Annotated in this window: 16 protein-coding genes and 1 pseudogene; 12 read left to right on the plus strand and 5 right to left on the minus strand. The window is 42.6% G+C overall.

The features are described 5' to 3' along the window. Window positions 1-172 precede the first annotated feature (172 nt). Window positions 173-5572 (minus strand): beta-ketoacyl synthase N-terminal-like domain-containing protein, encoded by a 5400-nt coding sequence (locus tag V7K44_RS28660; protein WP_334936736.1) that lies wholly within the window; start codon window positions 5570-5572, stop codon window positions 173-175. A 224-nt stretch (window positions 5573-5796) separates the two neighbouring features. After that, window positions 5797-6074: pseudogene (locus V7K44_RS28665) on the minus strand (hypothetical protein). Between the two features lie 1364 nt (window positions 6075-7438). Between V7K44_RS28665 and V7K44_RS28670 the strand changes: the two are divergent. From V7K44_RS28670 to V7K44_RS28700, 7 genes are all read left to right on the plus strand, one after another. Beyond that, the gene (locus V7K44_RS28670; protein ID WP_334936738.1) at window positions 7439-8647 is read left to right on the plus strand and encodes an ABC exporter membrane fusion protein; all 1209 of its coding nucleotides are present in this window, start codon (window positions 7439-7441) and stop codon (window positions 8645-8647) included. Window positions 8648-8734: 87 nt separating this feature from the next. After that, window positions 8735-9913 carry an ABC transporter permease DevC gene (gene devC, locus V7K44_RS28675; protein WP_334936862.1) on the plus strand — a complete coding sequence of 393 codons (1179 nt, stop codon included), beginning with the start codon at window positions 8735-8737 and terminating at the stop codon, window positions 9911-9913. 157 nt (window positions 9914-10070) lie between these two features. Further along, window positions 10071-11075, plus strand: coding sequence for an NAD-dependent epimerase/dehydratase family protein (locus tag V7K44_RS28680; RefSeq protein WP_334936740.1), 1005 nt, complete (start codon window positions 10071-10073; stop codon window positions 11073-11075). Between the two features lie 245 nt (window positions 11076-11320). Then, a complete protein-coding gene (locus V7K44_RS28685; RefSeq protein ID WP_334936742.1) occupies window positions 11321-12328 on the plus strand; it encodes a glycosyltransferase family 2 protein in 1008 nt (335 codons plus the stop codon). Between the two features lie 10 nt (window positions 12329-12338). Continuing rightward, window positions 12339-12806 (plus strand): DUF2141 domain-containing protein, encoded by a 468-nt coding sequence (locus V7K44_RS28690; protein WP_334936744.1) that lies wholly within the window; start codon window positions 12339-12341, stop codon window positions 12804-12806. Window positions 12807-12945: 139 nt separating this feature from the next. Next, complete coding sequence (locus V7K44_RS28695; RefSeq protein ID WP_334936864.1) at window positions 12946-14232, plus strand: glycosyltransferase; 1287 nt, start codon at window positions 12946-12948, stop codon at window positions 14230-14232. Between the two features lie 383 nt (window positions 14233-14615). Next, on the plus strand, window positions 14616-15893 hold the full coding sequence (locus V7K44_RS28700) for a glycosyltransferase (protein WP_334936746.1): 1278 nt from the start codon (window positions 14616-14618) through the stop codon (window positions 15891-15893). Window positions 15894-16300: 407 nt separating this feature from the next. On the opposite strand, the gene V7K44_RS28705 is transcribed toward V7K44_RS28700, so the two are convergent. Together V7K44_RS28705 and V7K44_RS28710 are read right to left on the minus strand one after the other, a co-directional pair. Further along, on the minus strand, window positions 16301-16948 hold the full coding sequence (locus V7K44_RS28705; RefSeq protein ID WP_334936748.1) for a response regulator transcription factor: 648 nt from the start codon (window positions 16946-16948) through the stop codon (window positions 16301-16303). 319 nt (window positions 16949-17267) lie between these two features. After that, window positions 17268-18650 carry a sensor histidine kinase gene (locus V7K44_RS28710; protein ID WP_334936749.1) on the minus strand — a complete coding sequence of 461 codons (1383 nt, stop codon included), beginning with the start codon at window positions 18648-18650 and terminating at the stop codon, window positions 17268-17270. Window positions 18651-19241: 591 nt separating this feature from the next. On the opposite strand from V7K44_RS28710, the gene V7K44_RS28715 reads away from it, so the two are divergent. From V7K44_RS28715 to V7K44_RS28730, 4 genes are all read left to right on the plus strand, one after another. Beyond that, window positions 19242-19781: a hypothetical protein gene (locus V7K44_RS28715; protein WP_334936751.1), complete on the plus strand. Its 540-nt coding sequence runs from the start codon at window positions 19242-19244 to the stop codon at window positions 19779-19781. A 427-nt stretch (window positions 19782-20208) separates the two neighbouring features. Beyond that, window positions 20209-21048, plus strand: a complete 840-nt coding sequence (locus tag V7K44_RS28720; protein ID WP_334936753.1) for a sulfotransferase — start codon at window positions 20209-20211, stop codon at window positions 21046-21048. Between the two features lie 389 nt (window positions 21049-21437). After that, window positions 21438-23288 (plus strand): Ig-like domain-containing protein, encoded by a 1851-nt coding sequence (locus V7K44_RS28725; protein WP_334936755.1) that lies wholly within the window; start codon window positions 21438-21440, stop codon window positions 23286-23288. Window positions 23289-23421: 133 nt separating this feature from the next. Further along, window positions 23422-25347 (plus strand): Ig-like domain-containing protein, encoded by a 1926-nt coding sequence (locus V7K44_RS28730; protein WP_334936757.1) that lies wholly within the window; start codon window positions 23422-23424, stop codon window positions 25345-25347. Window positions 25348-25357: 10 nt separating this feature from the next. Here V7K44_RS28730 and V7K44_RS28735 read toward each other — a convergent pair whose 3' ends face one another. After that, window positions 25358-25519, minus strand: coding sequence for a hypothetical protein (locus tag V7K44_RS28735; protein WP_334936759.1), 162 nt, complete (start codon window positions 25517-25519; stop codon window positions 25358-25360). A 358-nt stretch (window positions 25520-25877) separates the two neighbouring features. On the opposite strand from V7K44_RS28735, the gene V7K44_RS28740 reads away from it, so the two are divergent. Then, entirely contained in the window at window positions 25878-26720 is an 843-nt protein-coding gene (locus V7K44_RS28740) for a sulfotransferase family protein (RefSeq protein WP_334936761.1), read from the plus strand. Window positions 26721-26831 lie beyond the last annotated feature (111 nt).

Raw genomic sequence — 26831 nt, forward strand, 5'->3', positions numbered from 1 at the left:
CGAACCGCCAAGAGCGCCAAGGACGCAAAGGAAGAGAAATAAAATACTAATAGCAGCCCTAAAAGATTTGTGAAATTCTCTGTTTATTTCTTTTCTTGGCGCTCTTGGCGTCCTTGGCGGTTCGTTAAAACAGTATTTTTCACAACTCAAATAGGACTGCTACATCACCCTTTTAATCGGCAATAATGGTAACTCGTCCCTGTGAACCATACCCAACCTCACTGATATAAAGATTGGGGTCGTGAAGCTCGGCGATGATGTTTTGTACTGATTGTTTAGCATCAAGTCTGGGGCTTAGGTCGATCGCACGAGTAAATACTTTTGGCCATTCCCATCTCAGGGTTTTGCTTAATCCAAATAAACCAGCGCCGATCGCACCGAAGTTGACTTTGTATTCTAAACCGAAGGCTCCATCAAGGTGAGCAACTGTGCAGAAACAACTACGTCCATGCTTTGCGGCTTTGTTTAGAGAGGGTTTGAGGTGTTTCGCCATCAAAAATACGTGCTTGACGATCGCCTTTTCTGATTCGTTATAAGAAATACTCCCGGTGTGATTTCCTACAAACATTGGGTGTAGATGGATGAAAGCCCCAATCGCTCCGCAGTGAGACGCGATCGCTTGTAATTGTTGTTGAAGATGTTCTTCACTCAAGTTTGCTAAGGTGACGCGGGTTACTCCTGTGGGTAAAGGCGCTTGTTGGGCGATGAGCGATTGGGGGAAGCTGATAACTACTACTTTCCAGCCTTTCTCGATTAGGGATTCAGCTAATTTATAAGTGGTGAGGGAACCATCATCGGTGATTAAACCGATGTGTCCCTCTGGTAACGTAAAATCCAAATAATCGGGCTGTGCTAGGCTTCTGAGTTTGACCGGATGGCGCTGGATAGTATGCTCTAATTCCGGTGGTTGTTGGACAAACTCAGGTTCAGACTTTTTTTTTTCACCTCCAGCCAACTGCTGTAGGTAATCGACTATTTGACCGATGGTGCGGAGATCGCCGAGTTCTTCGATATTTGGTTTGGGTAAGTTGGGGTACGTTTCTTGCATCGCCCCTAAGATTTCTACCCGTTTAATCGAGTCAATCCCTAAGTCGGCTTCCATGTCCATGTCCAGTTCCAGCATCTCCACTGGATAACCGGTTTTATCGCTGGTGATGGCTAACAGGGTTTCACCTAAGTTTGCAAATTCATCACTTGTAGCGGGTTCTGGTTCTGGGGTGAATGCGACAACTACGCTTGGTTCCGGTGCAACAACTACCTCAACTACTGGTGCACCTGCAATCTCGGTTGCTGGTTGTACTTCATGAACTGCAATTTCCACAGTAATACTTTTGGAAGCGTGAGATTGCAGATACTCGACAACTTGACCAATGGTGCGTTTTTCTGATAGTTCTTCTAAATTAGGCTTGGGTAGATTGGGGTACATTTCTTGTAGCGCCCCTAAGATTTCCACCCGTTTGATAGAATCAATTCCTAAATCAGCCTCCATGTCCATGTCCATTTCCAGCATCTCGACTGGGTAGCCAGTTTTATCGCTGGTGATGGCTAACAGGTTTTTATCCAAGTCAACAATATCGATGGTTGCGCCAGATACAGGTGCAGCAGTTGTAGGTGCGGGTTCTGGGGTGAATGCAACAACTTCCTCGACTGGAGGTGCGCTAATTTTGACTACAACCTCGGCTTGAGGTTCTACTACTGGGATAGGTGGCGCGACTACTGTCTCGACGGTGGCGAAGTGGGGAGTCGGAAGTAGAGATGCGATTGATTGCGTCTGTATTGGCTCTACAGCAACCAGAAGAGGCTCTTGGATAACATTTAAGTCATTTTTGACTACAGGCTCGGCTACAGGCAAAGGTTGATTTTCTACTATCTTGGTTGGTGCATTAGTAATAGTTGTTTCTGCGGTGAACGGAGTGAAATTGCTTAATTTCTCTGTTAGTTGAGTTGCTCCTTCACCAGAGATGATTTGAGAATACTCTTGTTGGATGAGTTGGAAAAAGCTCTTAGTATATTCCAACTGCTCTTGGAGATATTGCTCATGGATGCGTAGAGTTTCACCTTGTTGGGAGTGAAACTGCATCATGCTGCGCTCTAAGCTTTCCATGACAACTAGCTTCATTTTGGCAGTTTCGGCTGTTGATTTACTTTCGCTCAACAAGGAATTCTGCTGCTGCATCAGTTGGAAAAACGCTTTGGCGTATTCCATTTGATGGTTGAGATAAGTACCGTGAACTTGTAAATTCTCAGCTTGATTTTCCTGGAACTGTGTCAGGAGGTATTCTAAACTTGTTAAAAGTTGTTCGTAATTTGTCAGTTTTTCTGGTGTTGGTTGCATCTTAGATTCCTGGGCTGGTTGTGACAGGGTAACAGGATTCATCTGTTGCTCTGGCTGGGTGATGATACTAGCAGTCACACCGTTCATTACTGGGGCAGATTTTTTATGTCCGTTAGTCTCTATCACTGCTACAGGTGGGGTTACACCTGGGCTGCTAAATAAAGGAGCCGCATCAGGATATTCGGGAGTGGGTAATGTGACTTTATGCCCATCCTGCAAAGCTAGAGCGAAGGCATTTTTCGTTTTTTCGGATCTGTAGTTTATGCCGTTTAAACGGACATTTAATGTCTTCTTCGTCTCAATTGGGGGAATAGTTTGGGGAAGTTGGTAAGGATCGAGGTTATTCAAAGCCAGACCAATTACTCGCAACTGCACAACTGCTTCCCGCAAAGAGCGATCGCTATTCTTCTGAACGCTAGGGTTCAAAGATACGGTGATGTGTGGGCGATCGCCAAGGATATCTTTTACTAAGTTGGTGAGAATTCTTCTCGGCCCAAATTCCACAAAGCAAGTACCACCCGCCGCATAGATATTTTCAATTTCCTGCTTAAACAGCACTGAGTTGGAGAGATGGCTTTCGAGGATTTTTTGAATACCTTGGGCTTCTTTAGGATACTGCTTACTGGTAACGTTGCTGTAAACAGGGATTTTGGGACTTTGGAACTTGACAGACTTGGTGGCGATCGCAAATGATTTCTGAGCAAAGGCGATTAGCGGTGTATGGAAAGCTGCTGATACAGGTAGCAATACAGCTGTATATCCTTTCTCGTGTAAAGCCTCTTTGATTCTCGCTATTTCTGCGGTAGGCCCAGCCAAGACAAATTGAGTGGGAGAATTTTGATTAGCGATCGCAACTTGCGGAAAATGCTTCAGCACTGCTTCTACTTTGCTGATATCTTCTTTAACAGCCAACATACTTCCCGCATCATGATCTGGGTCTTCGGGTGCAGCCATTGCTTGACCCCTAGCTTTCACCAGGAACAAGTAATCTTCAGTACTCAAAACTCCCGCAGCCCATAGTGCTGTTAGTTCACCAAAGCTATGTCCCGCCACGAAATCTGACTTAAATCCAGCTTGTTGCAGTATGCTGTACATCCCTGCACTCAACACCCCGATAGCTGGTTGAGCGTATTCTGTGCGTTGCAAGGCAGCTATTTGGACATTCTTTTCTGCCTCTCCAAACACAGGATGAGGGAAAACGATTTCTGACAACGGCTGCAAATTATCTTTGAGCAACAGGCTATCCATATAACCATGAAGACGGCGCATCAAAGGAAAATTCATCACCAGTTCGCGTCCCATCTCCAGGTATTGCGAACCTTGTCCAGAAAATAGAGAGACAACTTTTCCGCCCAACTCCATACCAGAGGAACGATAATAAATCCCTTGGGGATGCTCCCAAGATGCTGCTGTTCCTTTGTGTTTCAGCCACTCAATGCTAGTTTGCAGCAACTTGCAAGCTTCTTCGAGATTCTCAGCTACAAATCCAAATCTCGCAGCAGAGAGGGGAATCTGTTGTGATTTGCACTCATTGACTAATTGGGCGTAATGTGTTTTTGCTTCAGGCGATACTCCTGCGGAGTCACTTCGTGAACGCAACTTACCCAAAATCTCTTCCGATTTGCTCAACAATTGGTCTACTGTAGGAGCAAATAACAACACTTCACTAGCACCACTGTGTAAGCGGTAAGCGGCGTTTTGCTCGGCTTCATATTCTTCCAAAACAACGTGATAGTTAGTGCCGCCAAAGCCAAAGGAACTCACACCTGCGCGTCTTGGTGCTTCCCCTTCTGGACGAATCCAAGGTCTAGTTTCGGTATTCAAATAAAAGGATGAAGTTTTAATGTTGAGTTTGGGGTTCGGCTCAGTGATGTTAATTGTCGGCGGTAATACTTTGTGATGTAAAGCCAAAGCAGTTTTAATCAAACTCGCCGCACCCGCAGCCGCTTTTGTGTGTCCGATTTGTGATTTCACACTACCCAAAGCGATATGCTGCTTTTTGTCATCATGCACATCAAAGAAGTCTTTTAAAGAACCGAACTCTGTCGGATCTCCAGCCATTGTACCAGTGCCATGTGCTTCCATCAAACCAACAGTAGCGGGAGAGAAGCCGGCATCTTCATAAGCACGTTCCAAGGCTTTAACTTGACCTTCTTTGCGGGGAGCATAAATGCTCTTGTAACGCCCATCGCTGGAAGTACCAATACCTTTAATTACGGCATAGATTTTATCGTTGTCTCGTTCAGCATCTTCTAACCGTTTGAGAACAATCATCCCAATACCTTCACCCAACATCATCCCATCAGATTTTGCATCGAAAGGTTTGACATTTTCGCTAGGAGAAACAGCCGGTGTTTTGCTGAACGAGATGTAAGCCATGATGGTGTTGTCGGTATCAACGCCACCAGTCAACATCATGTCAGAACGATGTTCAACTAGTTCGCTGATTGCCATTTTTAAAGCACCAAAGGAACTAGCGCAAGCGGCATCAACTACACAATTCATCCCGCCAAAATTGAGGCGATTGGCAATTCTACCCGCGGCTACGTTCGCTAACATTCCAGGGAAAGCGTTCTCATCCCACTTCACATAAGCGCTTTTGATTTTATCAACGATTTTTTTGGTATCTTCGTCAGATAAACCACTGCTTTTGAGTGCTTTTTCCCAAATCGGATATTCCAACCTGGCAGAAAGTGGCATTCCTAATTGCTTGGCCATAGCCACGCCTAAGATTACCCCAACCATCTCGCGGTTAAACTCGCGTTTTTCACCATAACCTGCATCTTCCATCGCCTCTTTTGCAACTACTAAACTTAATAGTTGCGATACATCTGTAACTTCCAAAATGCTAGGTGGTATACCGAATTCCATCGGGTTAAAATCTACTTCTGGAAGAAACCCGCCTCTTTTACAGTAGGTTTTATCTTCAGTAGTTCTGGGATTTGGATCGTAATAATCTTCAACACTCCAGTGAGTGGAAGGAACATCAGTAATACAGTCAATTTTGTTTACAATATTATGCCAATATTCCCGCAAGTTTCTAGCTTGAGGTAATAGAGAAGCCATCCCAACAATGGCGATAGGATTGTGTTGTAATTGTCTGTTAATTCTGTTGATTGACACTGATTTATCCGATTTCATTTTTTTTCCCTCGATAGACTTAATCACAGCCTGTTCACAATTATTGACAAGGCTTTCTAACTCCGCTAAGGCAGTATCAATTGAATAAGCAGACATAGGGCATAGTTAGTACTGTGAATTGTGTAGCTACAGTAATTTCTGTTGCCTACTAAATAATGAAAAACTCTGGTTTTGTAAGCAGTTAGCTATCCTATCTCCGCTAAATGCTTCTTTCCAAATCGACACCAAACGACACATACTGCCAGGGAAAAACCTGATGTTTTCAGGTGACTTTGGCACACTGCGTAGGCGTAGCCCGTCGTAGACATCGCAAAAAAATGTTATCCAACGCTAGACTCTTTAAATTGTGGCAAGAGGTCAAAGACGTTGTTAAAACTGGTAAAATAGTCTTGGAGTGTAATAGCTGCTTGACCAGTAAATTTAATCCATTTGAAATGGTAAAGATTTTGAGTAATGGTATCCTACTGTAGCGATGAAAACTGAGGAGTAGCTAAGAGAACAGAAACGTTTTTTCACCCGAAAGCTTTTGATTATCTAGCCTAACCACAGCAACATAGCTGTTGTTAATGGCAACGTTCTGTATCTCAATTAATGTCATAGCCAATTTCAACGTCCGGGATAATGTATTTTATGCTATTTGAACCAGCAAAGTTGACAAGTTCGTTACACAAAAGACACCACCTTTAATCCGAATTTATGCAAGTTGAAAAAGTAATTAAACGAGCAGACGGCAATGAAAAAGCAGTTATCTTTAGTTATTTTTAATTTCAAAATTTTAATTAAATAACTAGTTTGTTTAACCACTTTAAAGCATTGAATTAATAAAAATACTAACATACTTTACAGAAACTAAATCATTTCTTTAAAGTAATTTTATAAAGAAATATCCCCAATTACTGATGTTAATTTGAATAAAATTAAGCAAAAAAGTATAATTTATAACTCTATAAATGTGCCAGATATTTTGTTGTCTACGCATTAACCATAAATTTGTGCTGAATTGAGTTAACAATGTAAATCTGTTGTCTAGTAAGTAACAATTTGATGAATACATAGATAAAATGAATAACCATAAGTATGTTTTTTCAGAGAAACATCATAATTGAGTCAAAGGTTTGGGTTATTTTTCAATATAAGTCAAGTTAAGAAGCAAAGCGGTTATTTATAAAGCAAATGTTAATTTTTAGTATGTTGCTTGATAAACATAATCATGATTGCATCAGTTAAGAGGTAGTTATAAAGCTGGGGCGGATAGAATCCGTGGCTACACAAATAAAGTCCGCCTCCACGGACTTAGACAAATTAGGTATTTGAAACCCACGGAGATAGGCAAAGCCTCGCGTAAACGCAGTTTCTTACTATTGGTTAATTATTATGAGCAAAAGCAATAATAATGTCTTATACTACACAACCTTGCCAAAAATAATCTGTTAGTAATATCAAATCTACTTAATAACTAACTATTTGTTGGTATTCAATTTTCAGACACTAGATTAGTGATGAATACATTTTTTAAGCATTTAATCTTACTTTAACCAAATCTTTTGGTGAGAAAATCAAGACTTATGCAAACTAAATCGATTGACAAAAGTCAATTTTTGTATCATACTAAATGACAAGTTTATCCAAGTTTTGATTGCATTTTTATTAGCGCTTCGTTGTTCTTGAGAGTTAAGTTTTCTGGTTAGTGTTATTGTATTTTACGCTACTGGATTAGATGTCAAATTAGGATATAACTTAGGAAGCTTTGAAGTAACACCACCATTAATTTTCACGCCACAATAGTGATTTTGGGCGGCAAAAGCGTACAACAATTCATATAAAACCAATTTAGAACCATCCACTTGATTAAGATAGAAACCCTAGAGGAAAAGCCCTCTTGGTAATTTGCGGATGAGTCTATATCTAATGGACTAAATATAACCAGGCTATCCCCTAAAAAAGCAGAATTGGAATGAAAAGATGGCAGTAAATAAAGAAAGCCGATTATTCACAAAACCCGTAGGTAGATCGCAAGTAATTTTAGCAGCTTCTCTAACTTTAGCAGCCGGATTAATAGCTTTTTATAGTTTAGTACCGTTTTGGTCTAAACCTAAAGTTGTGACACCAGCAGCAAATCCTCCAAAAGCTGTAACTCCTGCAAAAGTTGCTGTAACTGCCTTGGGACGTTTGGAACCAGAAGGGGAAGTTACTACTTTGACTGCTCCCACTTCTAATAATGGGGTACGAGTAGATAGACTGTTAGTGAAAGAAGGAGAGACTGTTAAAACAGGGCAATTACTGGCTTATTTAGAAAATTATGGTCGTTCTAAAACCGCATTGCAACAGGCTTTAGACCAACTCCAAGTTGCCAAAGCGAAATTAGCGCAGGTGAAATCTGGAGGTAAAACGGGAGATGTTGATGCTCAAAAGGCTGTAATTGCCCGGTTAGAACCACAATATAAAGGGGATGTTGCGACACAACAGGCGACAATCGACCGCATTCAGGCTGAAGTAGACAATGCTCAAGCTGAGAATAACCGCTATCAGCAATTATATAAACAAGGTGCGATCGCGGCTTCTGTAGCAGATACCAAAGCTTTGCAACTAAAGACTACGCAACAGCAGCTAACAGAAGCTCAAGCCACCCTCAAGCGCACTCAAGATACATACCAAGAACAACGCAAGCAAGCACAAGCACAACTCACCAGTATTAGCGAAGTGCGTAGCGTAGACGTTCAAGTTGCACAAACCGAAGTCAACAGTGCGACAACTTCTGTTCAACAAGCAAAAGCCGACTTGGATTTAAGTTACATTAAATCTCCCATAAATGGCAAAATTTTAAAAATCCACGCCAAAACCGGAGAAGTAATCAGCACCAACAAAGGATTTGCTGAAATCGGTAAAACATCTCAAATGTATGTGATTGCAGAGGTGTATCAAACCGATGTTCAAAAAGTGCGTGTAGGACAAAAAGCCACAATTAACAGCACCGCATTTACTGGAACAATAAAAGGAACTGTAAAAGAGATTGGTTGGCAAGTTGACAAGCAAAACATCTTCAGCATCAACCCTGGTTCCGATACAGACCGCCGAATAGTTGAAGTTAAAATTTCCATCGATAATACCGCAGATAGTGAAAAGGTCGCTCGTTTAACTAACTTACAAGTGGATGTCGCCATTCATATTTAGTCATAGGGCATAGGGCATAGGGCATTGGTCATTCACAAATGACAAATGACAAATGACAAATGACAAATGACAAATGAAAATAAATCCATGAATTTTAAAATTCCTTTAGGATGGCTACAACTAGCGCAGCAAAAAGTTCGTTTACTAGTAGCTGTAGCCGGGATTGGTTTCATTGTGCTGCTAATGTTTGTGCAACTTGGTTTTCAAGATGCTCTTTATTCCAGTGCAACTGCTGTGCATCAGAATCTCAAAGGAGATTTATTTTTAGTGAGTTCGCAATATAAATCTTTGACCTCAAATCAAAGTTTTTCACGGACTCGTTTGTACCAATCTTTGGGGTTTGATGGCGTTGAGTCAGTTAGCCCCATGTATTTGCAATTTGCCAAACTGAAAAATCCGGCAACTAGTGAGAAATATTCAATATATGTTATTGGTTTCGATCCAGGTAGACCGGTAATGAATCTCCCAGAAGTGGAGAAAAATTTAGATAAACTCAAAATTCCCGATGTCGTGCTTTTTGACCGAGGTTCTCGCCCAGAATTTGGCCCAATAGCTGAAAAATTTAATGCGGGAGAGACTGCACAAACAATTGAAATATTTCCCTACAGTTCATTAATTGGCTATAGAGTGAGAATTGGTGGTTTATTCACATTAGGCCCTTCCTTTGGGGTAGATGGAAATTTGCTTGTTAGTGACTCAACTTTTTTGAGGATAAATCCCAATACTCGTCCGGCGGATATGATAGATATCGGTTTGATTTCACTCAAACCTGGTGCTAATGCCGAAAAAGTACTGAAAAATTTGCAAGCAAGTTTGCCTAATGATGTCCAAGTTTTTACCCGCCAAGGCTTCATTGATTTTGAAAAAAACTATTGGGCTGTTAGAACACCTATTGGTTTTATTCTTAACTTGATGTTGACAATGGCTGCGGTTGTTGGCGTAGTTATAGTTTATCAAATTCTTTACAGCAATATTGCTACGCAGTTCGTTGCTTACGCCACTTTAAAAGCCATCGGTTATGCCAATAGCTATTTGTTAAATGTGGTATTTCAGCAAGCTTTAATTTTAGCAATCTTAGGTTATATCCCAGGATTTATTACTTCTGTTTTGCTATATAGTTTTGCAGCAGAATCAACTAAACTACCAATAATGATGACCATTAATAATGCGGTGATTGTCTTAACTTCAACAGTTTTAATGTGTATAACATCAGGAGCGCTTGCGATTAACAAACTTCGCTCCGCAGATCCGGGAGATATTTTCTAACCAAGATAACTTGCTCAGAACGACTTGTTAAAGATAAGCAAGTTCGTAGTAAGGACTTTAGTCCTTATTTTCTAAGCACTAAAGTCCTTACTAAAAACTATCAAAACTAGCACTTTTCTTTTAATCAAAAACCAAAAATTGGTATAACCCTTACTATATGAACCTCAACAACAAAACCCTCCTAATTACTGGGATTAATGAATTTGTCGGTTTGCGTACAGCCGAGTTAGCCATAGCGCAAGGGATGAAAGTTCGGGGACTACAAAGTTCTACAGAACAGAACAAAAAATTACAGAATTTAGGTGTAGAGGTAATTATTGGTAGTATTACCGATTCTACTATTGCTCAAAAGGCTTGTCAGGGAGTAGATATCGTTTTACATACAGAGCAACTTGCCGAAGAAGCTGGTGCAATTAAGCATTTTCGTGATGTGAATGTTGGCGGTACTGTCAACATGGCTAAAGCCGCTAAACAAGCTAGTGTCAAAACATTTGTGCATCTATCTAGTGTGATGGTTTACGGTTTTAACTATCCTGATGGTGTTACAGAATCCGGGCCACTTTCTGGCGACAATAATCCCTACTGTCAAACGAAAATAGAAGCCGAAACAGCAGTATTAGAACTTAATAATCCCTCAGATTTTGGGATCATCATTATTCGAGCCGGAGATGTTTACGGCCCAGGAAGTATTCCCTGGATAGTCAGACCAATTCTGATGATGCGTCAAAAATTATTTGCTTGTGCCAATGATGCTAAAGGAGTAATCAATCATGTATATATAGATAACCTGATTGATGGCATCTTTCTCGCGATAGAAAAAGAAATCTACGGTGAAATATTTAATATCACCGATGGACAAGAAACTTCGTGGAAAGAGTATTTTATGCGTTTAGCAGCAATGGAAGATTTACAAGCACCCCTTTCATTATCAAAAGATGAAATTAAGTTGTTTCTAAAGCTACGCGTTCAAGGACAAAAACTTTTTCGGAAAAAAGTTGATATCTTACCAGAGTCCATAGATTTTATGACTCGTCCTTACGCTTGTTCCATTGCCAAAGCCCAAAATCTGTTAAATTACAAACCAGGAATTGACCTCGAAGAAGGAATGCAGCGAACACATGAATGGCTGCAAAAAACAGATATTCAAAGCTTGATGAAATAGTTTACAGATTTTTTAGAACTCAGGAGTCGGGAGTCAGAATGGGCTAAACCTTAGCTATCCGCTAACAGAATGATTGCAAAATGAAGAAGCTAGAAGACTCTTGATTTACTTGAAATGATTCAGCTTGCTATCAAAGTATCCTTAATTCTGACTACTGTATTCTGAATTCGGAATTATTACGTTGCATCTACCTAACTACGATTAAGCGTAAACTAATTCACAGATTTTCCGAATACTTATTTTCTATGAGTAGCAATCAGCCACGATTGAGCATCGGATTACCTGTATACAATGGTGAAAAATTTATCAAAGAAGCCATAGATTCACTCTTGGCTCAGACCTTTGAAGATTTTGAACTTATTATTTCAGATAACGCATCGACAGATAAAACTGAGGAAATTTGTAGAGCTTATACCGAGCAAGACCAACGTATTTGTTACTACCGCAATGACACGAATATCGGTTGTGCTGGTAACTTTAATCGCGTCTTGAAACTGTCTTCGGGTGAGTATTTTAAATGGGCAGCCCATGACGATCTACATTCTCCAGATTTTATCAAGAAGTGTGTCGAGGTGCTTGACCAAGATCCTACTATAATCTTGTGTCATTCCCAGGCATATTTCATTGATGAACAGGGGAATTTTATCCAAAATTACGATATCAAAGTCAAGGCCGATGCACTAAAGCCACAGGAGCGCTTTCACGAATTGCTGACCAAGCATTTATGCAATCAATGTTACGGGGTAATTCGCACTAGTGTTTTGAAAAAGATACCACCTATGGGTGGTTACGGTAATGCAGATGGAATTCTCTTGTTAAGACTTGGTATTCTCGGTAGGTTTTATGAAATCCCTGAATACCTGTTTTTCTTCAGAAGTCATCCGCAACAATCAATGAGTATGTTTTTCCCCAATTATTTGTTGTTAACAAATGCAAATCAAAAATCATTCTTGAGTATGCTGCCTGATTTTTATGGGTATACAGTGTGGTTTGATTCAGCAAAGAAAGGACACATTTTATTCCCACATTGGAGAATAATCTGGGAGTATATACTCTCTATATGGCGTAGTCCTTTGAGTTTGAATGAGCGGCTGTACTGTCATAGAAGTCTACACCAGCAGTTAAAAGGGACAGAATATCTTTTGCTGAAAGACTTGCTAAGTGTGCTGCAAGTACTTTGGAAAGGTTGGCGAAAAGCATCAATAAAAAAACAACAAGCCACACTTTTAACGAATCAAAATCACCTATTTTGACTACAAAACTATGCTGAAACTATCTCAACTATCTCATATTTTGCTTGCTACTTTAGTGAGCATCAGCTTTGCTAAAACAGTGAACGCAGAGCCAACTGAAACACTAAGTGTTGTGGTCAATGGAATACATCACCAAAAAGGTGAGATTTGCTTCAGAGTTTACGCAAGTGAAAAAGGATTTCCGATGAGTAGTACTAGTGAAGCTCAAAGTGGCTGCGCTAAGATTAATGGCACTTCTGTAAAAAAACAATTCTCCGGTTTGAAACCTGGAACTTATGCTGTCGCTGTGGTTGACGATCAAAATGGCGATCGCAAACTCAATAAAGACTTTTTCGGTATTCCCAAAGAAGGTTTTGGGATTTCCAAAAATCCAACTGTGTCTATACAAACAGGTACACCAAAGTTTCGTGATGCCAGTTTTGTTGTAAACAAAAATACAACAGTGACCATCATCATGAAATATTCACTGGATTCGTAAAGGGAATGGGGAAAGAGGCAGGGGAGCAGAGGAGAAGTTGCAGTAAGTTTTTCCCCTTTGCCTCTTGTGCCCCATGCCCAATCCCCAATGCCCAATCCCTAATCCCCAATCCATTATTCTGTCGGAGATTAAAAATTTAATGGAAGATTTGGCAATATTTCTGTCTAAGTCTTTGATGGGTTGGCTGGTTATTCAGGTATGTTTTACGCTTGTCTTTATATGGTATCTGCGCTCGTCTAAAAAAAACTTATTACCAGACGATCAGCTACCCAAAACAGCAGTAATTCTTTGCTTACGCGGAGCCGATCCGTTTTTGCCTAGATGTTTGCGATCGCTCCTAAATCAAAACTATCCACAGTATGATTTAAAGTTGATCGTTGATAGTCACGAAGATCCTGCTTGGAAAATTGCTAGTGAAACCATCAGTGAGCAAGAAGCGACCAACGTTCAAATCAGCCCTTTGAGAATAGTACGCAACAATTGTAGTCTCAAATGCAGTTCTTTAATCCAAGCTGTCCGAGAGTTGGACGACTCCTATAAGGTGGTTGCTTTAGTAGATGCTGATACTATAGTTCATCTGAATTGGCTTAGAGAATTAGTCAGTCCTCTAGGCGATGCTAAAGTGGGAGCAACAACCGGCAATCGTTGGTACGTACCAACAGGTAGCTATTGGGGTTCTTTAGTACGGTACGTCGGCAATGTGTCCACAGTAGTACAAATGTTTATCTTCCAGATTCCTTGGGGTGGAACTTTGGCTGTGAAAACAGAAGTGCTTCGCCAAACAGAACTGCTAGATAAGTGGGGACAAGCTTTAGGCGAAGATTTTATGATGCACGACATCCTGAAAAAACATGGTTTTCAGGTAAAGTTTGTGCCTTCGCTGCTAATAGTCAATCGTGAAGAGACTGATTTATTCAACTTAATAGACTATCTCAAGCGCCTTATCCTTTTTTCTCGACTGTATCATCCCCGTTGGTTGGCTCTTGTTAGCGAAGCTGTTTCTAGCATTTTGTTTCCGACTTTACTGAGCGTGTTAGTTTTAGAGTCGCTGTTAGAGGCAAAATGGGAAGCTGCGGCTGTGTTGTTAGTCTGCTATGGAGTTTACACTGTCGGATTACTCTTAATAATGCTGGTGTTGGAATTAGAGATACAGCGAGTGGTTCGCTCTAATGACCAGGCGATGCCTACCGGCAAGCCGTTACACGTCTACGCCAAATTATCAGCTGCTACAATCATTAAAATGTTGATTGGGATTCCGTTGACACAGTGGGTTTATGGGTTAGCGATGTTATCATCCCTGTGGACATCAACAGTTACCTGGCGCGGTGTCAGCTATCGCGTTAAAGGGCCTTGGAATATCCGCTTAGTGGAATATCGCCCTTATCAATGGTTGGATCAGCCTATTAATAGCAAGGTTTCTCTTTGAATTAAATTGCTAAATATCAACTAGGGCATGAAAGTTATTACACTAAACATTCCCTAGTCTTCAAATTATATTATCTTATATTTAGTAGAACTATATTAGCTATAACCCTTGAAAAAATACGTTTTTACATTTTTAGCAAGGGTTTAGACAAATATATTAAGGGGAATTTTGACTTAGTATTTTGGATGTTTTGATAGTTTCAAGTTAATTTTATAAACATCCACTTCAACATCGAAAATTTCAGCTATTTGACAATGCGTAAATCCTTAGTCTAACTGTATTACTGGGAATTTCTGAGCCAAATAATCAGGATGTTCATGAAACATTTGCTGCGTAAATCCTAAGTTAAAAACCAGCAATTTTGTGAAATATTCCCCTTTATTATGACTAAGCAAAAACTTCGCATTGCACTGTTTACAGGGTTGTATGCTCCTTTCTTAACTGGTGTTTCCGTTGCAGTTCACCAACGAGTTCGTTGGTTGCTAGAGCAGGGACATGAGGTTTTTCTAATCCATCCGCAAATCAACGATCGCTACCCCAAAAATGTCGGCGATCGCCCCATGCCAGGTTTAGAGGAAATTCAGTCTTTCCCCAATTTCTCTGCTTACGCATTCGCTACAGAACCGCTGCTATTCTATAAGTCTCTTCCTCAACCGTTGAACTATCGGCATTGGAGTGATACCAAGTTGCTGGAGAAATTTAAACCCGATATTATCGTGGTTGAAGAAGCCGCACAAATGAGAGGTTTATACTCATTTTTCTTGCAAGGTTATGGTCGCCCTATCGGCACTCAATACGCAAAACGAACAGGCACGCCAATAATATCACTCTTCCATACAGATATCGTTGCGTATATCAAATATTACTTTGGAGACAGGTTCTTCAATTTAGTTCGTCCCATCGTTCCCGTTTTAGTTAAGCAATTTAGTGAGTCTTATGACTTCAATTACTTCTCTTCTAAAGAGCAACTGACTAAATACGAAGAACTGAAATGCCAACGCGCTGAATACGTCGCTTATCAAGGTATCGATTGCGAAAAATTTCACCCGCGAAACATTTGTTACGACCCAATTCCCAACGATAACCGACCAACTCTGTTGTTTGTCGGACGCATCACACCCGAAAAGAATGTCAATCAATTGCTTGATATCTTTCCAATCATAGCTGCCAAAATTCCTGATGTTCATCTGGTAATTGTTGGTAGTGGCCCGCTAGATGAAGAGATCCGCGAACGTGCTAAAAAGTTTGGATCGGGTATTACTGTATGGGGCGAGTCTCACGGTACAGAACTTCTAGGTTGGTTTGCCAGAGCGGATGTTTTTGTTAACCCCTCCGTCACCGAAAACTTCTGCACGACAAATAACGAAGCATTAGCGTCTGGAACTCCTCTGGTTGCTGTTGTTGCGCCGTCAACCTCAGAACAGGTATTTCCTGGCCGTAACGGCTTCCTTGCCCAACCTAACAATCCTACAGACTTCGCCCAAAAGGTAATTGCGATTCTGGAAAATCCCGGTTTGAAAGCAGATATGACTAGACACGCTCGCCCTTCCATACTTGACTTTGATTGGTCAGCGTGTATGCAGAAATTTGAACACAAACTTTACCAAATCATTGAAGGAAAACAGAAGGTGGAGGTAGGTACAGGCAGTATCAGACGATAGCGATAAGAAACATGGCGATCGCTATTACCATAAATAGTAGCGATCGCTAACATTGCAACTTTTTGCACCAACGAGTTTTAGAATGATTAAACACATTCGACTTACATTCTCCTAGTTGCAGCTAGTAGAAGCTGTGAGCTAATGAAACTTTGAATTTTTCCCTTCCCTATCAGGCTGCAACTAAGTTGCATCGACCTGCAATTTAGTTGCATCGACCTGCAATTTAGTTGCATTGACTTGCAACTAAGTTGCATCGATCTGCAAAAATTAAACACCTTACTGGCGTGACAAGAGTAGTAGCGTTGGCGTAGCCCACTGTAGGTATCGCTACTACTCTTGTCAAAATCAATTATCTTAAAACTTTGCAATATAAAATATTTAAAAGTAACTAAGTTGATTCACCATGATTAAACACATTCGACTCGCACTGCCGTGGTTGCAGCTTCAGTGCGGTTCGTTACTCCTAACTTATTTAGTACTTGGCTGACATGATGCCTGATGGTGGAAGGACTGAGTTTCATCTGTTGAGCGATCGCATCATTACTTAATCCTAAAGCCAGCAGTGCTAAAACTTCTCCCTGGCGTTTGCTCAATTCATAGACACTTTGGGATGAAGGTTTGCTTGGTTGCAGCAACGCCTGAATAACCTCTTGTGTCAACATCGAACGACCGATCGCTGCGGCTCGTATGGCATCCGCTAACTCATCAATCGAGATACCCTTGAGTAGGTAGCCAATAGCTCCGGCTTGCATTGCTTGCTTTACCAAGTCATTCTCTAAAAAACTCGTCAAAATTAAAACCTGAATTTCTGGGGATTTTTTGCGGATAGCTCTTGTTGTTTCTGCCCCATTCATCCCCACCATCATCAAATCCATCAGCACTACATCTGGTTGCAACTGTTCGCACAGATATACTGCTTCATCTCCATTACGTGCTTCACCTACTAATTCAATGTCATCAAATGCCAGTAAGAGAAATTTAATACCTCCCCGCAGGATTTCATGATCGTCAACAGTAATCACCCGAATTGGTTTAACTGACTTATCTTTTTCCATATATAAATCCGGGGCATTAAAACTATTTTTAATACATTTACATTACATTATTCTTATATTTTTACTATTTATACCTGAAATTCTTAATGTTTAATTTTTTATTTTTCACTAGCCGATCGCGGAAAAATCCCATAATCTATAAACATCTGTCTTTTATCAATAAGTTAATAGAAATAAACATAACTATGTTACAAAAAACAAATATCCTTAAAGCCCTTACCAGTAAACAATCAAAAATAACAAATGATAATCCTAATAGTTAACTTTATTTGTGCCTAATATCTAATGCCCAATACCCCATTCCCTAGTACAGACGCGATTAACCCTTGTCTCTACCCATTCCTATGTTCAAAACAACGCTTGGCCAATTCAAGACAATCTCAGTCCCCTTCCCTAGATAGCTTTCAAGAAGGAAAGTAGCGCCAATGGACTCAGCCCGTTCTTTCATAATTGCTATCCCCAGATGACCAGATGGGATCTCGTTGAAGTCAAAACCACAGCCATTATCGCTGATACTCAAGACCACCTTTTGTGGATGGTACTCAAGGCTAATTGCTACTTGCGTAGCTTGGGCATGTTTAATAATATTATTCAGTGCTTCTTGAGTAATCCGGTAGAAGACAAGCTTTACTTCATTAGATAAAGGAAAATCGCCTTCTACTATTGTTGTTACCTGTAAACTTGCTCGTCCTTGAATCCCCTTGGTTAACTGCTGTAGCAATTCGCTTAATGGCTTCTCTGCTAAACCGCTAGGACGTAACTCGATTAGTAAATTTCGCATTTCTGCTAACGCCCCTTGTGTGAGTTGGGCAAGTTCCTCTAATCCTTGTTGGGCTATTTCTGGGTTGCGTTTCCAAACTCTAGGTAAAGCTTCGGCAGTTGTCGCCACAGTGAACAATGTCTGCGATACTGAATCGTGTAAGTCACGGGCGAGGCGATTTCGCTCGACTTCCACCGCAATTTTTCGTAGCCGTTCGCTTTCTAGCAATTGTTCGCGTAGTTTCACTGCTTGGATCAAGTCTTTGGATAAGCGTAGACTCATAATTACTATGAAGGACAGATATCCAAATTCAGCCAGGTAGATAAATTGCATCTTCCCTAAATCTACTAGGCGATCGTGTTGTGCAGCTACTATCAGAATCGCTAAACTCAGGGCTAAACTAAGTGCTGCTTGCTTCTCACCGCGCCGATATTGAAGGTAACAAGTACAAACAGCGAAAACAGTATTACTGTTTAAAGCTAATAATTGAAAACTGAATAAGGGATTGAGTGTACCTTCTGGGTAATAAATAGATTCGCCCCAAGGCAAAGAAACGCTTGATAGGCTACTGACATCAGAGTAGATAATCCCTGTCGGGGAAATTTGGTTGATTAACAGGCTGATGGCGTACAGGCTATTCAGTACCAAAATTAAACGCACTGGCTTTATTTTAGTAAAAACAGCGATAAACCATACAATACTCACAGCATAAATATATCCTACAAAACATACCAATTTTTGGGCAGCGATGTAGTCTTCTACGTTAGCAGCTTGATATCTCAGCATTAAAGCCAGGATATAGCTAACACATCCTAAGCAAACTAACCCAAAGCACAAATGAAGCGTGGTTTGTAATCTTCCACAGGCAATCAGCAGGTGAAACAGACCAACATATAAACAAATGCCAGCAACTATACTCAGAAGGGTTGGAACAAGAGTCATTAGTTAGTTGTATCAAATATATACAAGTATCATACGCGTTTATTGAGGCGATCGCTCCTCATGCACAAAGAGCGATCGCATCTACTTGGATGATTCCTTGATGCTGATATCCTTTGCATTAACCTGTACCTTTGTTGCATTGGCTAGCAACTTAGTAGCATTATCCTGCACCTTTGTTGCATTGGCTAGCAACTTAGTAGCATTGACTTGCAACTTGATTGTATTAGGATATACCCTTGTTGCATTAAAGTTGTACAAATGAGCGTGACTCAGTTATTAAGGAGTAGTCACATCATGAGCTAAGTAAAATTAACGCATTTTAACAGAGCGATCGCACTTGACATTAGTTGTGCGATCGCTTTCTTGCATAGATGAGAACCCTGCAAAACTCTCTATCACTTGTCATGCGTAAAGAAAATGATTTTGCTGATACGCCAGCAAAAGTTTAACACTGCCAATAACTATAAGTATTAATTATATAGGACAAAGATCCTAGTCAAAACTTGGATCTTTGTTCGATGCGGTCACTGAAGCGATCGCTATATAATCCATTTCGCTATAGCAAAATTTAGGTCATTACCCAACCTGACAATGAATAAAATCTGGTTTGGCAATAGTTTATTGTTTAGTTCAGTTTTAGCAAGTACCTTACTTGCTAGTCCTAACGTTGCTAGGAGTAACGACTTCACCGTAGCCGAAACTCCAGCAACTACAGCATCTTGTCGCCTTAACGCCACTGGTTCTTATTTGACAACAATCTTTAACGCAGATAACAGCATTAGCTCTCGTGGGGTTATTACACTCGACGGAGATGGTAACTTTTTTGTCACTGACTCCAATCAAGGTGGCGTTACTAACGTTTTCAATCCCTTTACTAGTGGACAAGGTGCTTGGAAGTGTGATGGCAAAACTGGAGTAAGTGCTAGGTCTATCACCTTTGCTTTTCCTGGAAGTGCAGGAGCCGGTAGCATTGGCCGCGCCGACTACCAAGCCAGCTTTAATCCCCAAACGCAGACAGTACAAGGGACTATCACACTGCGCCTTTTCAACCTTAATGCTAATCCGTTGTTAGATAATGTCTCGCCTGTAGGAACATTCAACTTCTCAGGGCAACAAATCAAACCTAATTAATTGTTGAACGAAGAAAGGCAGAGAAAGTAGAAGGTTTAAGGATAAATTATTTCCTTTGCCAAAATGGTATTGAGCCACTTAGTTATAGCATTCTTGTTTGGATGCAATACGCTGTAGAGGCGCACAGCTAGCTGTGCGCCTCTACAAAGGAATATTTTTTCCTCGGAAGTCGCTTGAAAAACACTGAAGCGATGTCTACGACAAGGCTTACGCCTACGCCACTCTCACGTTTCACATAAGTATCAATTATATAGGACAAAGATCCTAGTCTAAACTTGGATCTTTGTTCGATGCGGTCATTGAGGCGATCGCTATATAATCCACTTCACCACAACAAAATTGTCACAACTGCCTAGCCTGTGGAATCACAACCCATAGGTGCAAAAGCTTTTATATCAAGGTAATAAATCAAAAATAATTAACCGTAATGACTGCCAAAATCCACTTTATCTCCGGCTTACCTCGTTCCGGTTCCACCTTACTCGGAGCGTTACTTCGGCAAAATCCCCGGTTTCATGCCAGCATGACTAGCCCTGTTGGTAGTCTGGTGAACCGAATGCTAGAAGCGATGAGCGAAGAGAATGAATATTCTGTCTTTATCACCCCAGAGCAAAAACGGGCATTAACTTTAACTATTTTTTCCACATTTTACCAACCGCAAGCCGAAAAAGAAGTCATCTTTGATACTAATCGGCTGTGGTGTAGCAAATTGTCCTTAATTCAAGAGCTATTTCCTGGCTCAAAAGTAATTTGCTGCGTGCGGAATGTCTCTTGGATTATGGATAGCATCGAACGGCTGATTAGAAAAAACGCTTTTGATGTGTTGCGGATGTTTAATGCCAGCGAACGCTCGACAGTTTACACCCGCACCGAAGCCTTGAGTCAAGGGGGACGGTTAGTGGGCTTTGCTTATAACGCTCTCAAAGAAGCATTCTATAGCGAATACAGCGCCTCTTTGCTTTTAGTGGACTATGACTTATTAACTCAAGCACCTGATAAAACCATATCGCTGATTTATCAATTTTTACAAGAAGAACCCTTTGAGCATGATTTTGCCAATGTGGAATACGAAGCTGAGGAATTTGATAATCGGCTCAATACTAAGGGACTACATCAGGTGCGTCGCAAAGTCGAGTTTCAACCGCGACTGACAATTTTACCGCCAGATTTATTTACTCAGTATGATGGGTTGTCTTTTTGGAAAAATCCTAGCAATAGTCTGGCGAATGTAATTGTCGCCCAGCCAATAGAAGCAGTGAGGAAATAAAGCTTTGAATTTTTCCCCTTCTCTACTAGGCTGCAACTTAGATGCATCGGCTTGCACCTTTGATGCATCGCCCTGCACCTTTGATGCATTGACCTGCAACTTTGTTGTATCGACCTGCACCTTTGATGCATCGACTTGTAACTTAGTTGCATTTATTTACAACTTTGATGCATCTACCTGCAACAAGCAAGTTTGTAGTGAGGACTTTAGTGTTTATTTTTTAAGCACTAAAGTGCTTACTACAAACCCTCTAAACATCTGAATTTGTAGGGTGCGTTATGGAGATACAACACCATCTCGATCTCATCTGTCACAGTGCATTAGCCAGAAGCATAACGCGCCTTACAAATAACTGCTTATCTACGACTTAAAACCAAGGAAAAAATCAAATGACAAACTTCACCGTTAACCAAACTACTGATGACGGCACTGGCTTAACCACAGGCACCCTCAGTTATGCAATCCTGCAAGCTAATCAACTAGCAGGGGATGACACCATTACCATCAATAACGATGTGCGGGTGACTGGGGTAGTGCAAACCCAAATTAATAGCAACATCACTATTGTGGGCAACAGCCACAGCATCAGCGGCGATGCCAATAACAACGGCATCAACGACGATGGCGACGTGCGCCCCTTATTCATCCAGTCGGGAACCGTTGGCATTTCTGGCTTGACCATCATCAACGGACGGGCGCAAGGCGGCAATGGTGGTGGCGGCGGCGGCGCTGGAATGGGCGGTGGCTTGTTTATCTATGATGGCAGTGTCTCCTTAACCAATGTCGCTTTTAGTAATAACACAGCCCAAGGCGGCTTCGGCAGTTCTGGTAGTGCTGGTGGTGATGGCAGTGCTGGCGGCTTCGGCGGTGCTGGCGGCAGTACTGGTGGTGGTGGTAGTGCTGGTGGTGATGGTGGTGATGGCGGCTTCGGCGGCGGCGGCGGCAATGGTGGCAGCGGCGGTAGCGGCTACGGCGGTGTTAGAGGCAAAGGCGGCAATGGTGGCTACGGCGGCGGCGGCGGCGGCTACGGCGGCAACGGCTACGGCGGCAGCAGCGGCTTCGGCGGCTTCGGCGGCGGCAATGGTGGCAACGGCGGCGGTGGCGGCGGTGCTGGATTGGGCGGTGGTATCTTTGTCCGCAGTGGTTCTTTAACCCTCAACAACACCAGCTTTACCAACAACACGGCTACAGGTGGGACGGGGTTGAACTCAGGTCAAGGCTTGGGTGGGGCAATCTTCATCATGCAGTCCCTCACCAATACCAACGGTAATAACCAGGGAATGCCTACCGTTCTGCCTACCGTCAATTCTGTAGGTAATCCTACTTTCAGTGGCAACAATGCAGCTAATGATGCGGGGACACCCACTAATAACGATAATATCTACGGCACCATCAACATTTCTGTAACCAACAATGCCCCTGTTGCTGTTGATGACAGTGTTTCCACATTCTTTGGTACTCCCGTCAACATCGCAGTTAGCACCCTACTAGCAAATGATACCGATATCGATGGCAACCCGTTGAGCATCACTGGTGTTAGCAGTGCTACTAACGGTACTGCTGTCCTAAACAATAACGGCACAGCCAGCAACACCGCAGATGATTTCGTGTCCTTTAGCCCGAATCTTCTGTTCTCTGGCAATGCCAGCTTTAATTACACCCTCAGCGATGGTAGCCTCACTGATACTGCGACGGTGACTGTGGCTGTCGGTCTTAACAATAATGGTACAAATCTTGCCGATAATCTAGTTGGCACCATCGGTAACGACATCATCAACGGCGGCAATGGCAACGATACCATTTACGGCGGCGCAGGTAACGATAGCCTCTCTGGCGGTAATGGTAACGACATTTTGTATGGCGATGGACTAATGGATGGCGGCGCGGGTAACGATACCCTCAACGGTGGTAATGGCGATGATACTCTCTACGGTGGTGGCGGTACTGATTACCTCTCTGGTGGTAATGGCAACGATATCATCTTTGGTGGTCTTGGCAGCGATATCCTCACGGGTAACAACGGTAAAGATACATTTGCCTTTGCTGCTGGAGAAGGGACTGATACCATTACTGATTTCTCTGACGGTAATGATTTGATTGGACTGTATGGTGGTTTAAGCTTTGGGCAATTAAGTTTTTCAGGTAGCAATATCAAAGTGACTTCCACGAATGAAATTTTGGCGACGCTGACTGGTATTAATACGACGACGCTGACTGCTGCTGATTTCGTAACAGTCTAGGCTTGTAGTCTTTTTGGCTGATTAGTGATGCGATCGCATTTGAGATCAAAAGAAAATGCGATCGCCCTTTCGTCCATAAAGCCTATTTAATCAAACGCGTTTAAAACAACAACTCAACAAAGGAAAAAATCAAATGACAAACTTCACCGTTAACCAAACTACTGATGATGGCAGCGGGACTACTGCTGGCACCCTCAGTTATGCAATTCTCCAAGCTAATCAACTAGCAGGGGATGACACCATTACCATCAATAACGATGTGCGGGTGACTGGGGTAGTAAAGACGCTAGTGAACAGCAACATTACCATTGTGGGCAATAACCACAGCATTAGCGGTGATGCTAATAACAACGGCATCAACGACAATGGCGATGTGCGCCCCTTGTTCATCTTGTCGGGAACCGTCGGTATTTTTGACCTGACTATCACTAACGGACGAGCTAAAGGTGGAGATAGTCTCAGCGGTGGCGGCGGTGCCGGACTAGGCGGCGGCTTATTTATCTATGATGGCAATGTCTCTTTAACCAATGTTGCCTTTAGTAATAATGCAGCCCAAGGCGGCAGCAGTGTCAGTGGATTGCGTTTGACCGGCGGTGGCGGACTGTTTGGCAATGCTGGCGGCTACGGCGGCGGCGGACTGTTTGCCGATAGCACTAGCAACAATGGTGGTTATGGAGGTAACGGCAATTATGGCGGCGGCGGCAACGGCGGCTTCGGCGGCGGCGGCAACTTCGACGGCTTCGGCGGCTTCGGCGGCGGCGGCGGCTACGGCTACAACGGCGGCAAGGGTGGCTTCTGCGGCGGCGGCGGCTCCGGCTACTACGGCGGCAAGGGCGGCTATGGCGGCGGCGGCGGCTCCGGCAGAGGCGACAACAGCGGCGGCTTCGGCTCCGGCAGAGGCGACAACAGCGGCAACGGCGGTGGCGGTGCTGGACTGGGAGGTGGTATCTTTGTCCGCAATGGCTCTTTAACCCTCAACAACACCAGCTTTACCAACAACACGGCTACAGGAGGCACAGGGAATCAGAATGGTCAAGGTTTGGGTGGGGGGATTTTTATCATGCAGTCCACCACCAATACCAACGGCAACAACCAGGGAATGCCTACCGTTCTGCCTACTGTCAATTCTGTAGGTAATCCTACTTTCAGTGGCAACAATGCAGCTAATGATGCGGGGACACCCACTAATAACGATAATATCTACGGCACCATCAACATTTCTGTAACCAACAATGCCCCTGTTGCTGTTGATGACAGTGTTTCCACATTCTTTGGTACTCCCGTCAACATCGCAGTTAGCACCCTACTAGCAAATGATACCGATATCGATGGCAACCCGTTGAGCATCACTGGTGTTAGCAGTGCTACTAACGGTACTGCTGTCCTAAACAATAACGGCACAGCCAGCAACACCGCAGATGATTTCGTTTCCTTTACGCCAAATCTTCTGTTCTCTGGCAATGCCAGCTTTAATTACACCCTCAGCGATGGTAGCCTCACTGATACTGCTACCGTTACCGTGGCTGTTGGTAACAACATTGTAGGCGGTAATGGTGCTGATAGCCTGGTTGGCACCATCGGTAACGACATCATCAACGGCGGCAATGGCAACGATACCATTTACGGCGGCGCAGGTAACGATAGCCTCAACGGCGAAAATGGCAACGACATCTTGTATGGTGATGGGCTGATGGATGGCGGCGCGGGTAACGATACCCTCAACGGTGGTAATGGCGATGATACTCTCTACGGTGGTGGCGGTAGCGATCGCCTTTACGGTGGTAATGGCAACGATATCATCTTTGGTGGTCTTGGCAGTGATATCCTCACAGGTGGCAGTGGTAACGATACATTTGCCTTTGCTGCTCTTGAAGGTACTGACACCATTACTGATTTCACTAAGGGTAATGATTTGATTGGATTGTATGGTGGTTTGACCTATGGACAACTGAGTTTCTCTGGTAACAATATCAAAGTGACTTCTACTAATGAAATTTTGGCGACGCTGACTGGCATTAATACTACGACGCTGACTGCCGCTAATTTCGTCACGCTTTAATCATCTCGATTCATGCAACGCCTACTTTAGTTGCATCAGCTTGCACCTTTGATGCATCGACTTGCACTTTTGATGCATTGACTTGCACCTTTGTTGCATTGGCTTGCACCTTTGTTGCATTGGCTTGCACCTTTGTTGCATTGGCTTGCACCTTTGTTGCATTGGCTTGCACCTTTGTTGCATGAAAGTTGCAAAAATTAACTTGGGTCGGTCTTCAGAGAGTGGAGGCGATGTCTACGACAAGGCTTACGCCTACGCCACTCTCACGATCTACATAAGTATCAATTATATAGGACAAAGATCCTAGTCAAAACTTGGATCTTTGTCCGATGCGGTCGTTGAGGCGATCGCTCTATAATCCACTTCACCACAACAAAATTGTCACAACTGCCTAGCCTGTGGAATCACAACCCATAAGTGCAAAAGCTTCTCTGACTTTTCACGTTATGTGAAAAAGATAACGCCAGACCTAACCCCCCAGCCCCCTTCCCTACTAGGGAAGGGGGAGAAATCAAAGCCAATTAACCGTAATGACTCCAAAAATCCACTTTATCTCCGGCTTACCTCGTTCCGGTTCCACCTTACTCGGAGCGTTACTTCGGCAAAATCCCCGGTTTCATGCCAGCATGACTAGCCCCGTTGGTAGTCTGGTGAACCGGATGCTTGAAGCGATGAGCGAAGACAACGAGTATTCAGTCTTTATCACCCCAGAGCAAAAACGGGCATTAACCTTAACTATATTTTCAACATTCTACGAACCGGAAGCACAAAAAGAAGTCATCTTCGATACTAATCGCTTGTGGTGTAGCAAATTGTCCTTAATTCAAGAGCTATTTCCTGGCTCAAAGGTAATTTGCTGCGTGCGGAATGTCTCTTGGATTATGGATAGCATCGAACGGCTGATTAGAAAAAACGCTTTTGATGTATCGCGGATGTTTAATAATGCCGGTGAACGCTCTACAGTTTACACCCGCACCGAAGCCTTGAGTCAAGGGGGACGGTTAGTAGGGTTTGCTTATAACGCCCTCAAAGAAGCATTTTATAGCGAACACAGTGCCTCTTTGCTTTTGGTGGACTATGACTTATTAACCCAAGCACCTGATAAAACCATATCGCTGATTTATCAATTTATACAAAAAGAACCCTTTAAGCATGATTTTGCCAATGTGGAATACGAAGCTGAAGAATTTGATAATCGCCTCAATACCAAAGGATTACATCAGGTGCGTCGCAAAGTCGAGTTTCAACCACGACTGACAATTTTACCACCGGATTTATTTACTCAATATGATGGGTTGTCTTTTTGGAAAAACCCCAGCAACAGTCTAGCTAATGTGATTGTCGCCCAGCCAGTAGAAGCGGTGAGTAAATAAAGTTTTCAATCTGACCCCTTCCCTACAAGGCTGCACCTTTGTTGCATCGACCTGCACCTTTGTTGCATCAAAAAGCACTTTAGTTGCATCGACCTACACCTTGGTTGCATC

It is taken from the genome of Nostoc sp. (assembly GCF_036917235.1).
Lineage (GTDB): Bacteria > Cyanobacteriota > Cyanobacteriia > Cyanobacteriales > Nostocaceae > Nostoc.

What these genes read in the sequence shown, in the direction of transcription:
- V7K44_RS28680 (WP_334936740.1), top strand. Translation starts at nt 10,071, where the DNA reads ATGAACCTCAACAACAAAACCCTCCTAATTACTGGGATTAATGAATTT.
- V7K44_RS28725 (WP_334936755.1), top strand. Translation starts at nt 21,438, where the DNA reads ATGACAAACTTCACCGTTAACCAAACTACTGATGACGGCACTGGCTTA.
- V7K44_RS28720 (WP_334936753.1), top strand. Translation starts at nt 20,209, where the DNA reads ATGACTGCCAAAATCCACTTTATCTCCGGCTTACCTCGTTCCGGTTCC.
- V7K44_RS28660 (WP_334936736.1), bottom strand. Translation starts at nt 5,572, where the DNA reads ATGTCTGCTTATTCAATTGATACTGCCTTAGCGGAGTTAGAAAGCCTT.
- V7K44_RS28705 (WP_334936748.1), bottom strand. Translation starts at nt 16,948, where the DNA reads ATGGAAAAAGATAAGTCAGTTAAACCAATTCGGGTGATTACTGTTGAC.
- V7K44_RS28700 (WP_334936746.1), top strand. Translation starts at nt 14,616, where the DNA reads ATGACTAAGCAAAAACTTCGCATTGCACTGTTTACAGGGTTGTATGCT.
- V7K44_RS28690 (WP_334936744.1), top strand. Translation starts at nt 12,339, where the DNA reads ATGCTGAAACTATCTCAACTATCTCATATTTTGCTTGCTACTTTAGTG.
- V7K44_RS28740 (WP_334936761.1), top strand. Translation starts at nt 25,878, where the DNA reads ATGACTCCAAAAATCCACTTTATCTCCGGCTTACCTCGTTCCGGTTCC.
- V7K44_RS28730 (WP_334936757.1), top strand. Translation starts at nt 23,422, where the DNA reads ATGACAAACTTCACCGTTAACCAAACTACTGATGATGGCAGCGGGACT.
- V7K44_RS28670 (WP_334936738.1), top strand. Translation starts at nt 7,439, where the DNA reads ATGGCAGTAAATAAAGAAAGCCGATTATTCACAAAACCCGTAGGTAGA.
- V7K44_RS28715 (WP_334936751.1), top strand. Translation starts at nt 19,242, where the DNA reads ATGAATAAAATCTGGTTTGGCAATAGTTTATTGTTTAGTTCAGTTTTA.
- V7K44_RS28685 (WP_334936742.1), top strand. Translation starts at nt 11,321, where the DNA reads ATGAGTAGCAATCAGCCACGATTGAGCATCGGATTACCTGTATACAAT.
- devC (WP_334936862.1), top strand. Translation starts at nt 8,735, where the DNA reads ATGAATTTTAAAATTCCTTTAGGATGGCTACAACTAGCGCAGCAAAAA.
- V7K44_RS28710 (WP_334936749.1), bottom strand. Translation starts at nt 18,650, where the DNA reads ATGACTCTTGTTCCAACCCTTCTGAGTATAGTTGCTGGCATTTGTTTA.
- V7K44_RS28695 (WP_334936864.1), top strand. Translation starts at nt 12,946, where the DNA reads ATGGAAGATTTGGCAATATTTCTGTCTAAGTCTTTGATGGGTTGGCTG.